We start from the raw sequence: 13439 nt of genomic DNA on the forward strand, positions 1-13439 counted from the left end.
ACGATGTCTTTCGCGGCACAGACCAAGAAGGAATTAACGTTAATTGAAGGGGACGGGTGCTGCGAAAAGGCGGAACTGTCTGCGCTCATGCGTATGAATGGTTCGGTCCAGTTATCTTCTAACCGTAAAGTAATACTTGATGTGTCGACAGAGAATGCCGCAATTGCGCGGCGTATATATAAACTAGTAAAGGCGCATTATCAAGTGCATACCGAATTGCTGGTACGCAAGAAGATGCGCCTGAAGAAAAACAATGTTTATATTGTGCGCATACCTGCTTTTGTGCAGGAGATGTTAAAAGATCTGCATATCGTCTCGGAAGGTTTTATGTTCACAGATGGTATAGATAAGCGAGCATTGGCAAACAATTGCTGTAAGCGAGCTTACTTGCGAGGAGCGTTTCTTGCAGGAGGGTCAGTGAATAACCCCGAAGGGTCGTCTTATCACTTAGAGATCTATTCAATGTACGAGGAGCATTGCAAAGCGCTTGTCGATCTGGCAAATGTCTTTGATTTGAACGCTCGATTTATTGAACGGAAGAAAGGCTTTGTGTTCTATCTCAAGGAAGGCGAGAAGATCATAGAGTTCTTGAACATTATTGGTGCTCATCAAGCCTTGTTTAAGTTTGAGGATGTGCGTATTATGCGTGATATGCGCAATTCGGTAAATCGAATCGTCAACTGTGAGACGGCAAACTTAAATAAGACGATTGGCGCAGCCGTTCGTCAGATTGATAATATCAAGTTGATCCGGAACAAAGTAGGGTTAGACAGCTTGCCAGATAAATTGAAGGAAGTAGCAGAGGTTCGTTTAGCACACCCGGATATTAATCTAAAAGAGGTCGGAGAACTGCTGAAGGGGAAGGTCAGCAAGTCGGGGGTTAACCACCGATTGCGTAAGCTTGATGAATTGGCAGAGCGTATTCGCAATAGTTAGCGACTTAACGCTAGTGAAAACGCTATAATAATGCTATAATGTGATAAATTGAACAGATTTGTTGCAAGAAAAGTAACATTTAGGTATGTTAGAATAAAGATTACAAATAATAATCGGAATTTAAGTAGGGGGTATAGTACGCATGGCTCAACAACCAGTTGTTGTACGACTGAAGACAGGCTTACACGCTCGACCTGCAGCTTTGTTCGTTCAAGAGGCTAACAAATATTCCTCTGATATTTTTGTTGAAAAAGAAGATAAGAAAGTGAACGCGAAGAGCATCATGGGTATCATGAGCCTCGCGATCAGCTCTGGAACTTCTGTTACGATCACTGCTGATGGTGCTGATGCAGACCAAGCGGTAGCTGCTTTGGTTGCTTTGGTAAGCAAGGAAGAATTGGATAACTAATAGAACGATTAAATAGGCCCGTCTGTCTTGTGCAGACGGGTTTCGTTATATTCTTATAGTAATCGGCATGGCGAACCCAGAAATATCGAACGTCATTAATTTATCGGATGGCGATGCTGATTGAGGGAATGGATATAGTCAGAGGAAAGCGTATTGGCTGAGTAAAGCTTTGGTGTGCTTGCATACATTTATGAAGGCGAAACCTGACGTAAGTGGAACGTTTTCCTATGTACATCATGACTGATCTTATGACCATAATCAACCTTCTTTAGAAAAACTTTAGAATACAGCTCCGTGTATGTAACGCCCCAATCAAGCCAACCTTTAGAGCTTATGGTGTACGTTAAAGTAGGATGAAATCTATACAATCTATGGAATTAATGTGGAAGCCGAGAAATGTTTGGTTTATTCATTAATGGTATTGTGAGTCTGAGTTGGCGATGATATGATGGGGGTAGTTTAGATTAGTTTAGTTTAGATGAGATGAGACAGGATGAGTTGAGTTGAGCTGAGTGAAGAGTTAATAAATTCATATCTTTTTCTCCACTGAGACTACCCTGTTCTCCTCTGTTCAGAAACGGAGGCCAACATTATGAGTAGTATTTTATCCCACATCACTTACAACCCTAAGCAGCAGTCCTACAAGACAAAAGGCAATATTCAGGTGTACCGTACCATTGAAATGGTAGAAGAAGAGCAAGCGATTCATAGTATTTTGAGCCAGATTGATGGCGCAAGAGGTGCGCTATATTCCAGTTCTTATGAATATCCAGGAAGGTATTCGCGCTGGGATATGGGGTTTGTTCATCCTTCTTTGCAGCTGCGATCTTCCGGTCCGCGATTCTACATCGAGCCATTGAATGAGCGCGGTGAGGTGCTCGTGCCAGCTATTTATCGAGCGCTTTTGCAGCTTGATACGATTGAAGTGATAAGAACAGATGAGCGTATCGAGGGCAGCATATTAAAGACGGACACCCCTTTTACCGAGGAAGAGCGAACGAGCCAGCCATCTATTTTCCAAGTGCTACGACAAATTAAGAACTTATTCTACTACGAAGATGATTCTTTCTTAGGCTTGTACGGTGCCTTTGGTTACGACCTCGTATTTCAGCTTGAGCCTGTGGCCAGTAAGCATGAACGCGAAGAAGGCGAATCAGAAATAATTCTATTTCTACCAGATGAGCTAACTGTTGTAGATCACCAGATGTCTTGTGCCTATCGCATGTCTTATGAATTTGAAGTCGATGGACGTATGACTGCTGGACTGCCTAGAATTACACCTGCTGTTCCAACCCAAACTACGAATTCAAATGTGAATGTTGAATATAAATCAGGTGAGTATGCGGACCTAGTTCGTGTAGCCATCGAGGAATTTAAAGTCGGCAACATGTTCGAAGTTGTCCCTTCTCAAACCTTGTATGAACCTTGTTATGATAGTCCTTCGCAAATCTTTTTGCGTCTAAAGCAATTGAATCCTAGCCCTTATGGATTTATCGTAAACTTGGGAAGCGAGATGCTTGTCGGTTCTTCTCCGGAGATGTATGTTCGCGTTGAGAACGGTCGTGTTGAGACGTGTCCGATATCAGGTACGATCAAGCGTGGCAGCAATGCTATTGAAGATGCGAACAACATACGTGAACTTCTCAATTCTGCTAAAGATGAAGCAGAGCTGACCATGTGCACGGATGTAGATAGAAATGATAAATCTCGTATTTGCAAGCCTGGGTCAGTCCGTGTTATTGGACGCAGGCAGCTGGAGATGTATTCCCATCTAATCCATACGGTAGATCATGTGGAAGGCTATTTAGAGCCTCAATATGACGCCTTGGATGCCTTTATGACCCATATGTGGGCAGTCACCGTAACAGGGGCGCCTAAGCGTGCAGCTATTCAATGGATTGAACAGCACGAACAGTCACCTCGTGGCTGGTATGGAGGAGCTGTAGGTGTTTACAGTTTCAATGGTAATTTAAATACAGGATTAACACTGCGTACGATTCGTATAAGAAATGGAATGGCTGAGATTAGAGTTGGAGCTACGTTGTTATACGACTCTATTCCGGAGCTAGAAGAGGAAGAAACGTTAACGAAGGCTGCGGCACTTGTGAAAGCAATCCGTGGGTGGAATCAGAAGCAGGAAGCTCCTCCTGCTGATGTTCAGGTCGGTAAAGGCAAGCGTATTTTGCTAGTCGACCACGAAGATTCCTTCGTGCATACGCTAGGGAATTATTTCAAGCAAACAGGAGCGGAAGTCATTACGTATCGCTCTTCGGTAGCTAGAGAGCAGCTAGCGAAACAATCTTTTGATCTTGTTGTATTGTCACCGGGCCCAGGCAGGCCGGAGCAATTTCAGCTAAATGAAACGATTGAGATATGCTTGCAGCAGCATATACCGATATTCGGAGTATGTCTCGGGCTGCAAGGCATTGTAGAGTACTTTGGCGGAGCGTTGGGTACACTAGATTATCCTCAGCATGGCAAGGGTACTGTGCTAGATTTCGTTAAGCCATGCCACCTATGGGACGGCTTAGATAGCGGGATTGAAGTCAGTCGCTATCATTCGCTGTACGCTAGTACTGTACCAGATTGTCTAGATGTAACCGCATTGTCTGAGGATGGAGTAGTCATGGCAGTACGTCATCATTCACTTCCGATTACAGCGGTGCAGTTCCATCCGGAATCCATTTTATCGCTGCGTCATAATGCAGGAATTCAGATGATTCAGAATGTTGTCGCTTCTTTGTCGGCGTGCAAAGGATAACATTTCTCGTATCAAAAGCGATCTTACTAGGGGACGAATGAAGCTGTAGAAGCAGTTTGTAAGTTTGTATGTATAAGTTTGTCCGATGTAGATAGTCAGGGTGCTGAGGCAAGGGGAACGAAACCTCTTGTTTCAGCGCTTTTTTGTTAGTTATTATAGTATGTAGGCAGTTATAAAAAAACATCCTTAATCGTTTGGAAGAGCCTTGTATCAGTTAGCGAGGCTTTTTGATGAGGAGCGTAAAAAATTATGTTGGAGCTTTAGGTTGATTAAAGCGTAGCGGGTAGGCTTACCGAAATGAATGTTGTAGCTAGGTAAAGCTCATGCAATATTGAAATTGTTGAAGGTTAGGAGTGTTTTAAGTGGGGATGGGGCATGTACCTTACATCGTGATGGATTTCAATCAAGAAACGTTGGTATTTGAGCGTCCATTGCAAGTATTGCAAGCGAATCGAATAGATGAAGTGGAAGCTGTATTTGAACAAGTGCAGGCAGCGATGAAGCAAGAGAAATATGTTGTTGGCTATGTTTCTTATGAAAGTGCGCCGGCTTTCCATGCTCATTACATAGTGAATTCAACGAATAACGAATTTCCTTTGGTGTGGTTCGGGATTTACGACAAGCCGACAGCAGTAGAGCCGCACCAGCAGTTACCGTATCAAGTGTCAGAATGGAAGCCGTCTACCGATTATGGGCGATATGAGAATGGCATCAAGCAAATACATAATGCCATTGCGAGCGGAGATACGTATCAGGTCAATTACACAATTCGGTTTCATTCCGAATTCGATGGTGATGATCGCTCTTATTACGAGCATCTGAAGGCGGCGCAAAAAGGGAATTATTCCGCTTATTTAAATCTAGGACGTTATCGGATCTTATCTGTTTCGCCTGAGCTGTTTTTCCGTTGGGACGGAGAAACCATGGTAACGAAACCGATGAAGGGAACAGCGCCGCGTGGAATTGGAATAGCTGATGAACAGCAGAAAGAGGAATTGGCTGCTTCTGAGAAAAATCGAGCTGAAAATCTGATGATCGTTGACTTGCTACGCAATGACATAAGTAAAGTAGCGGCAGTAGGCTCAGTAAAAGTTCCAAAATTGTTCGAGATCGAGCCCTATCCAACCGTGTATCAAATGACATCTACGGTAGAAGCGAAGACAAAGCCGAATACTACTTTGTTCGAGGTGTTCAGCGCCATGTTCCCCTGTGGATCGATTACAGGGGCGCCTAAAATTAGTACGATGCGAATGATTGATTCGCTAGAGGACGAGCCTCGTCATGTTTATTGCGGGGCGATTGGGATGATTACACCTGATCAGCAAGTGTTGTTCAACGTGGCGATTCGGACAGTCTTAATCGATAAGGAGACGAACCGGGCTGTGTACGGTGTTGGCGGGGGCATTACGTGGGATTCTACGGTAGCAGATGAATACGAAGAAGTTATGGCCAAGTCGAAGGTATTGTCTTACAGAGAAGAGTGAATTAGAATTAGTCATTTTCGTAACAGGGTGCAACATTTTTTTCCTTCTCGCGTTTAGGAGACAAGAACTATAAACATTCTACACTTGGAGGGGTTTGTTATGCATCAACTTTGGAAGCGTACTATGGTAGCCGTGGCACTCTGTGCCGCATTATTCGTGACTTCCGCGCAGCTTCAGCCGGGTACGGCTTCTGCTGCTGTGGCTACAGATGTGAACAGAAACGTTATTTCCGTTACAGGTCAAGGTAAGCTTGAGGTAGATCCTGATATTGCGTACGTAGTATTAGGCGTGGTTACAAGAACTGACAAAGCGGATGAGGCTCAGAAGCTTAACGCTGAGAAGTTTGATAAGGTGAAAAAGGCGCTGACGAGTCATGGTGTAGATAACAAAGATGTGAAGACGGTCCAGTTTAGTGTTCAACCTCAATACTCCTATAAAGAGAATCAGGAACCTAAAATAGTAGGCTACGAAGCGAGACATCAAGTAAAAGTGAATTACCGCAAGTTGAATAAACTAGGCGAACTTGTTGATGCTGCATCTAAAGCAGGAGCGAATGATATTTCCGATATTTCATTTGGTATCGAGAACATTGAGAGCTTGGAGTTGCAAGCCTTAGAAAAAGCTGTGGCAAATGGCACGAAAAAGGCTCAGGCTTTGGCAAAAGCGAGCGGACGTCAACTCGGTCAGGTCATTGCAATTTCAGAATCAGGCAGTGATTTCTCAATACCACGATTAGCTGTAGCTGAAATGTCTAATGACCATATGGCTAAGGTAGCGCCGAGTGCCCCTCAAGCAGGTCAAGTTAAAATACAGCTGAATGTACAGCTAGAATTTGAGCTTAAATAACAATTCCAATTTAGTCCAATCATGAACCGCTTATGAGTGTCAACTCAATGGGCGGTTCATTTTTGTGCATTTTTCGGTTAAAATAGAGGATAGTTAGCCGTTATATGGGATAAATACGTTATTTACGTGAAATTTCACGTATGGATATGTCGAAATTACGTAAAACTAGTTGTAACAGTTGTCAAAACGATGTATATTGAATATGCAAAAAATTAATGTACACTTTGGGAGCCATACCAATGGATATGGCTTTTTTTTATGATATAGCTATGTACGTTGTCTACGGATGACGGGAAGGGGTTGATTGTTTATGATTCATCTGGAAAATGTAGAAAAGCATTTTGCCGGGCAACCCGTTGTACATCCCTTGTCTCTGACAATTGATGAGGGGGAGTTTCTGACACTGCTCGGTCCGAGCGGATGCGGGAAAACAACGATACTTCGTATGATTGCCGGTTTCGAACAGCCATCTTCTGGCGTGATTCGTCTTGATGGAGAAGATGTTACACAATTGCCGCCGAATAAGCGGAACTTAAACTTAGTATTTCAACATTATGCGCTCTTCCCCCATATGACGGTGGAGGAGAATATTGCGTTTGGTCTAAAAATGAAAAAGATCGATGCTGCTGAGCAGCGTGTTCGTATCGAGGAAGCGATTCGTCTGACTCAGCTTACACCTCTTGCAAAGCGCTATCCGCATCAGCTTTCTGGTGGACAACAGCAGCGTGTAGCAATCGCTCGTGCGATTGCGAACAAACCGAAAGTACTTTTGCTGGATGAGCCGTTGGGCGCGCTTGATTTACAGCTTCGCAAAAACTTGCAAGCTGAGCTTAAGCAATTGCAGCGCAGCTTGGGTATTACGTTTGTCTATGTTACACATGATCAAGAAGAAGCGATGATGATGTCGGATCGTATTGTCATCATGAACTCAGGGCGTATTGAAATGATCGGTTCACCACGCGAAGTTTATGAACGCCCGGAGACGTTGTTTGCAGCTACTTTCATTGGTGAAAATAACATTTTCCATGAAGAAGAGCGATTGTACAGTGTACGCCCAGAGAAAGTTCGTGTCAGTGAACAGCTGGAAGGTGTGCGTAAACAGGGAATCATTCAAGATATTTTGTATTTAGGAAATATTCATAAGTTAATCGTTCATTTGGATGACGAGCAGACTTCGGTGACAAGTGCACTGGACTTTACAGATAATCGTGAGTGGCAGCTTGGACAGCAAGTAGGGCTGCTCTGGAACGATCAGGATGAGGTGACAATCGGTCGATGAATAAGCGTACCTTCGGCCTTGTTGCACCTGTCGTATTGTGGCTGTCCTTGTTTCTCATTATTCCGATGGCTGCTGTTGTTGTTGTCTCATTTATGCAGCGGGACAATTTGGGTAATATTATTTGGAACTTTAACTTTGATAATTATGCTCGGTTCTTTGATCCATTGTATTTGGGTATCTATTGGGACACGATCTGGGTATCGCTTATATCGACCGTACTCTGTTTATTGTTAAGCTATCCGTTGGCTTACTATATTACGACGGTCAGTGCTCGTGCACAGAAGCTGTGGCTGATTGCGATTACGATACCATTTTGGATTAACTTCCTTATTCGTACTTACGCATGGGTCATTCTGCTTCGCACACAAGGTGTAGTGAATTCGCTATTGCTGGATATCGGGCTTATACAGGAACCATTGCAGTTGCTGTACACGGACGGAGCTGTAATCCTTGGTATGGTTTACACCTTTATTCCGTATATGGTACTTCCTATCTATGTTGCGTTGGAGCAAATGGATAAGCGCTTGCTGGAAGCGGCAAGCGACTTGGGCGCAAGCCGTTGGAAGTCATTCTGGCATATTACGTTGCCACAGACAAAAACGGGAATTATAACAGGCAGCGTGCTCGTATTCGTTACGACGACGGGTATGTATGTCATATCGGATATTCTCGGTGGCGCAAAATCACAAATGCTTAGTAACATTATTCAGAATCAATTTCTTGGGGCGCGCGATTGGCCGTTCGGCTCTGCGTTGTCAGTTATTTTTATCATCAGCTCCATGATTATTATTGGTCTCTTTAATCGTGCGATGCGTTCCAAGTATGATGCGTCGAGGGAGGCGAAAGCATGATGACGGCACAGTCAAAAAAGAAACATCCGTTGTTGTCGATCCACTCCTTTTTAATGCTTGCTTTTATTTATATTCCTGTACTGCTCATTGTCTTGTTCTCGTTCAACGATTCACGGATGAGCACCAACTGGAGTGGCTTTACATTTGATTGGTACGTGAAGTTGTTCCAGAACGATAATGTAATGACGGCTGTAAAGAACAGCTTGTTTATCGCGGTCGTCTCGACAATCGTTTCGACAGTATTAGGTACGATGGTGGCATTGGCGATTCGCAAGATGCAGCATAAGAAGACTTTGAACAGTTTGTTGTATTTGCCGATTATCGTTCCGGATATCATCATGGGCTTGTCGCTGTTGATTTTGTTCAGTCAGCTAAAGTTTGATCTAGGTAAAATAACGGTTATAATTGCGCACATTACGTTCAGTATCTCCTACGTATATGTAATCGTCACTTCACGCTTAGCTAATATGGGTAAACAATGGGAAGAGGCAGCTGCAGATCTGGGAGCAACACCTTGGCAGACGTTCCGCCATGTTACATTGCCAACGATCTGGCCAGGTATTATTGCAGGCGCGCTTATCGCGTTCACGTTGTCGATTGACGACTTTATGATTAGTTATTTTGTGGCGGGGCCAGAATCATCGACCCTTCCGATATATATTTACAGCTCGGTGAAACGGGGTATCTCTCCGGAGATTAATGCGTTGTGTACGATTCTAATTATAGTTAGTGTGACTCTAATTATTGCGGCGCAATGGCTGGTTAACCGTGGAAATGGCGATAAACGCGGTAATATGTTGCCATTTTAAAGTCACGGCTAGTTGAGCTGAATCATTACTGTATGTATGCTAACGATGCATAAGGAAAGAAATTAAGTAACAAAAGTTACGGATCAGAAAGGGGTATTTTGAATTGAACAAAAAATGGATTGCACTTTTACTGACAGGAATACTAGCACTGACTGTCCTATCAGGCTGTACAGGTGGTTCCTCCCAACCAACATTGAATTTGTATGGATGGGCAGATAATTTTGATCCAAAAATGATAGAGAAGTTTGAAAAAGAGAACAATGTGAAGGTGAACTATACGTACTTCGCAAACAATGAAGAGCTGTTGGCAAAGATCAAAGCTGGCGGTGCTAACTATGATCTAATCCAGCCATCCGACTACATGGTAGCTACGATGGTGCAACAGGGGCTGCTGGAAGAGTTGAATAAGGATAACATTCCTAACTTCAATAACTTGGCGGAAACATTCAAAAACCCTGAGTACGATCCAGACAATAAGCATTCGGTAACGTATATGTCTGGTGTTACGGGTATTGCGTACAATAAGAAATACATCAAAGAAGTGCCGGATAGCTGGGAAGATCTTTGGAATCCAGCATACAAAGGAAAAGTGCTATTGCTTGATGACAACCGTGAAGTGATCGGCATGGCTTTGAAGAAAGCTGGCAAGTCCAACAGCTCTCGCGATGATGCAGAGATCAATGCAGCTGTGGATGATCTGCGTAAGCTCGTTCCTAACGTATTGGCATTTGATACAGATAGCATTAAGCAAAAGATGATCCAAGAAGAAGCTTGGATTGGAACACTATGGTCTGGAGATGCTGCATTCGCAGCTGCGGAGAATCCAGATATCGCTTACGTTGTACCGAAGGAAGGCAGCACAATCTTCTCTGATAACTTCGCCATTCCTAAGGGAGCAAAAAATAAAGAGTTGGCTGAGAAATTCATCAACTTTATGATGGATCCTCAAAACAGTGCAACGAACTATGAAGCAATCGGCTACAGCAATCCAATTGCAGCAGCGAAGCCACATCATAGTAAAGAATACAACGAGAACCCGATGATCAACCTAACGGACGAGGAAATGAGCCGTACGGAGTGGTTGGCTGAGGTAGGCGACAAGATTCAATTGTATGACCGCCTTTGGACGGAATTGAAGAGCGGGCAATAATCTTTGAAGCAAATATAGATAGTGAAAGACACATCCAATCAATGGAGAACATTGAAGGGTGTGTCTTTTTTATTTGCATTGATTTAGGAAATCATGACTGTTTTACTTACAAATGAACATGTGAAGCATACCCCTCGTTCTTATACTTTCGGGTCATAGTTAGCAGTGACAATTGTATGGTTTCATATATAATAGAATGAAAAGGATAAAGTATCCATATTTTCAAAGGTGCTTATGGAAGGAGCGTTATCATGACTCAACTATTATTAATATCAGGAAGCCCACGTAAAGGTTCTAATTCCAGCAAGGTCATACGCCATTTGCAGGAACAATTAGAGGCAGCGGGCGCTACTTGCAAAGTGTTTGATCTTAACACGGATAAGCTTCCGCTTTATGAGTATGATCAGTCTCAGTATGAACTTGAAATTGTGCGTAGGCTCGTACAACAAGTTCATGAGGCAGATGGCTTTGTCATCTGTACGCCAGAATATCATGGAGCTATGAGTGGAGCTTTGAAGAACGCTCTCGATTTTCTAGGTGGTAAGGACTTTGCTGGCAAGCCGTGCGCGATCGCTGCGACAGCTGGTGGAGGCAAGGGTGGTATTAACGCATTGAATAACTTGAGAACTGTTCTGCGCTCACTGTATGTGAACGCACTGCCGCATCAAATTATCGCTGATCCGAACGTGTTTAACGAAGAGGGGCGAGTTGCAGAAGAGCGCACCGCCAATGGTCTAGGCTTGCTTGCAGAGCAGTTGCTTGCTGAAGTAAAGCTGCGTAAATCATAGAGATCAAAGTCGTGCAGTCTGATTTTATCTGATTTTAAGGTTTCGCTCAGATTCACTTAATCTAGCAACGTTATTCTGATAGTGGACCGAATGACAGATGAGTAGAGCAAAGGAGGGCTGCCGCACGACTTCATAACCTTGACACAACGGCTTGTCCGTTGAACAAGGAGTATCCGTTTCATCTTTTCTCATGGTTTACAGTTTACCCCTAGAACATATATATGGCCGTATTGCCTTATGAGGCGATACGGCATTTTTTTTTTGCTTTTCAAAACATTTACAAACAATTTAATTGAAATATATAGTGGGTAATCAGTGGGAGGTGGTATTTCACGGTAAAAGTGGAACATCTGTTGTGTTTTACTGCACAAACTATTTGTAATCTTTTTCAAACTATTACAATAACTTTTAAATGATCTCTGGTTACAATTATGTTACTATTTTTGTTGTAAGCAAAAAACAAGCCGAAGCCCGTAGGGCGCGGGGGAACCATCACTGGGGTGAACCGCATAAGCGATAGGGGAGTCTCTTTCCCCGAACCCGTCAGCTAACCTCGTAGGCTACAAAGGGAGAGAATATTTTTGAAGAAACCATTTAAGCATGTCCATAAACTAGTGGTAGTAGGAGCTTTGGCACTTACTCCAGTATTGTCTGTAGGTACAGCAGCTGCTGCACCAGAGTGCCCAGCACCAACAGCTAATACAAACGTAAAAGGTCAAACTATCGTTGTTAACGGTAACTCTATGACTGACTTGAACGAGCTGCTTTCCAAGTGGTTCCCGAACTGGAACATTGTTGTGAACAAGCCTGAAGCTAACAAGCCGAAGCCACAACCGCAACCAGAGAAACCGAAACCACAGCCAGAAAAGCCGAAGCCACAACCAGAAAAACCAAGCAAGCCAGAAACAAAACCGGAACAACCAACTAAGCCAACGACACCAACGAAGCCGGAAAACAACAACGGCAACCAAGGTACACAAGCAAGCACTAACGTTCAGCAAGTGGTTGAATTGGTAAACAAAGAACGTGCAAAAGCGGGCTTGCCTGCATTGAAATATGACGAGAAGTTGTCTCAAGTTGCTCACTTGAAAGCAAAAGACATGATCGATAACAACTATTTCGATCACAATTCTCCAACTTACGGTTCTCCGTTCGATATGATGCGTTCCCAAGGTGTTTCTTACAACACAGCTGGTGAGAACATCGCTAAAGGTCAACGCTCTGCAGAAGAAGTTATGAAAGACTGGATGAACAGCCCTGGTCACCGTCAAAACATCTTGAAAGACGGTTACACAAAGATTGGTGTAGGTTACTACAACGGTGCATGGGTACAAATGTTTATCGGCTAATGTAACGGTACGGTATTAGTTTTAACATTAAAATAGAAATATTTTAATAATAGAAAGGGCGGCTTGTTACCATATAAGGTAATGAGTCGCTTTTTTGCTTATGAAATACTATAGAAGTATAAAAAAATCCCCTTTCCATTCGGAAAAGGGACTGGGATAATGATTATTTCGTTGGAGCAACTGGTGGTTTATCAAGCACTTTATCAACGAGGCCATATTCCAATGCCTCTGCTGCGCTCATGAAGTAGTCGCGATCTGTGTCGCGCTCAACACGCTCAAGCGGCTGGCCTGTACGCTCAGCTAAGATGTGATTCAGCTTATCGCGCATTTTTAGGATGCGGCGAGCGCGAATCTCGATATCGCTTGCTTGACCCTCTGCACCACCTAGCGGTTGGTGAATCATCACTTCGCTGTTAGGCAGCGCGAAGCGTTTACCTTTCTCACCGGCAGCAAGCAAGAACGCTCCCATCGAAGCAGCCATACCGACACAAATCGTCGAAACATTTGGCTTAATGTGCTGGATCGTATCAAATATCGCCATACCGGCTGTAATCGAGCCACCAGGGCTGTTAATGTATAAGTGAATGTCTTTCTCTGGGTCATCTGCTTCCAAGAACAGCAACTGAGCGATAATCGCATTCGCTACGACGTCGTTAACACCTGATCCCAAGAAAATAATACGGTCTTTCAACAAGCGGGAATAAATATCGTAGGCGCGTTCTCCTCGATTCGTTTGTTCCACAACCATAGGAATATAACTCACGTCTAACCCCTCCT

General features: G+C 43.6%; 12 protein-coding genes and 1 riboswitch. Of the genes, 11 read left to right on the forward strand and 1 reads right to left on the reverse strand.

Annotated features, from left to right (window positions below; genetic code table 11):
- Positions 1 to 3 precede the first annotated feature (3 nt).
- The 11 genes from whiA (at position 4) to NQ117_RS14440 (ending at position 12662) form a co-directional block, all read left to right on the forward strand.
- The gene (gene whiA / locus NQ117_RS14390) at positions 4 to 936 is read left to right on the forward strand and encodes a DNA-binding protein WhiA (protein WP_258278732.1); all 933 of its coding nucleotides are present in this window, start codon (positions 4 to 6) and stop codon (positions 934 to 936) included.
- Positions 937 to 1078: 142 nt separating this feature from the next.
- Positions 1079 to 1345: an HPr family phosphocarrier protein gene (locus NQ117_RS14395; protein ID WP_028594383.1), complete on the forward strand. Its 267-nt coding sequence runs from the start codon at positions 1079 to 1081 to the stop codon at positions 1343 to 1345.
- 592 nt (positions 1346 to 1937) lie between these two features.
- Positions 1938 to 4106 carry an anthranilate synthase component I gene (locus NQ117_RS14400; protein WP_258278733.1) on the forward strand — a complete coding sequence of 723 codons (2169 nt, stop codon included), beginning with the start codon at positions 1938 to 1940 and terminating at the stop codon, positions 4104 to 4106.
- Positions 4107 to 4474: 368 nt separating this feature from the next.
- Complete coding sequence (gene pabB, locus NQ117_RS14405; RefSeq protein ID WP_258279049.1) at positions 4475 to 5590, forward strand: aminodeoxychorismate synthase component I; 1116 nt, start codon at positions 4475 to 4477, stop codon at positions 5588 to 5590.
- A 99-nt stretch (positions 5591 to 5689) separates the two neighbouring features.
- Positions 5690 to 6436: an SIMPL domain-containing protein gene (locus tag NQ117_RS14410; RefSeq protein WP_258278734.1), complete on the forward strand. Its 747-nt coding sequence runs from the start codon at positions 5690 to 5692 to the stop codon at positions 6434 to 6436.
- Between the two features lie 310 nt (positions 6437 to 6746).
- On the forward strand, positions 6747 to 7715 hold the full coding sequence (locus NQ117_RS14415) for an ABC transporter ATP-binding protein (RefSeq protein WP_258278735.1): 969 nt from the start codon (positions 6747 to 6749) through the stop codon (positions 7713 to 7715).
- The gene (locus tag NQ117_RS14420; RefSeq protein WP_258278736.1) at positions 7712 to 8566 is read left to right on the forward strand and encodes an ABC transporter permease; all 855 of its coding nucleotides are present in this window, start codon (positions 7712 to 7714) and stop codon (positions 8564 to 8566) included. The genes NQ117_RS14415 and NQ117_RS14420 overlap by 4 nt, the downstream gene beginning before the upstream one ends.
- Positions 8563 to 9375 (forward strand): ABC transporter permease, encoded by an 813-nt coding sequence (locus NQ117_RS14425; protein ID WP_258278737.1) that lies wholly within the window; start codon positions 8563 to 8565, stop codon positions 9373 to 9375. Before NQ117_RS14420 ends, NQ117_RS14425 begins: the two co-directional genes overlap by 4 nt.
- Before the next feature lie 103 nt (positions 9376 to 9478).
- Complete coding sequence (locus NQ117_RS14430) at positions 9479 to 10525, forward strand: ABC transporter substrate-binding protein (protein ID WP_258278738.1); 1047 nt, start codon at positions 9479 to 9481, stop codon at positions 10523 to 10525.
- Positions 10526 to 10776: 251 nt separating this feature from the next.
- Complete coding sequence (locus NQ117_RS14435) at positions 10777 to 11313, forward strand: NADPH-dependent FMN reductase (protein ID WP_258278739.1); 537 nt, start codon at positions 10777 to 10779, stop codon at positions 11311 to 11313.
- Between the two features lie 452 nt (positions 11314 to 11765).
- A riboswitch (cyclic di-AMP (ydaO/yuaA leader) is annotated at positions 11766 to 11890 on the forward strand.
- A 4-nt stretch (positions 11891 to 11894) separates the two neighbouring features.
- Complete coding sequence (locus NQ117_RS14440; protein WP_258278740.1) at positions 11895 to 12662, forward strand: CAP domain-containing protein; 768 nt, start codon at positions 11895 to 11897, stop codon at positions 12660 to 12662.
- A gap of 163 nt (positions 12663 to 12825) precedes the next feature.
- Here the strand turns inward: NQ117_RS14440 and clpP are convergent, their stop codons facing one another.
- A complete protein-coding gene (clpP, locus tag NQ117_RS14445; protein ID WP_028594398.1) occupies positions 12826 to 13425 on the reverse strand; it encodes an ATP-dependent Clp endopeptidase proteolytic subunit ClpP in 600 nt (199 codons plus the stop codon).
- Positions 13426 to 13439: the final 14 nt, after the last annotated feature.

It is taken from the genome of Paenibacillus sp. SC116, from assembly GCF_024733555.1.
GTDB lineage: Bacteria > Bacillota > Bacilli > Paenibacillales > Paenibacillaceae > Paenibacillus_B.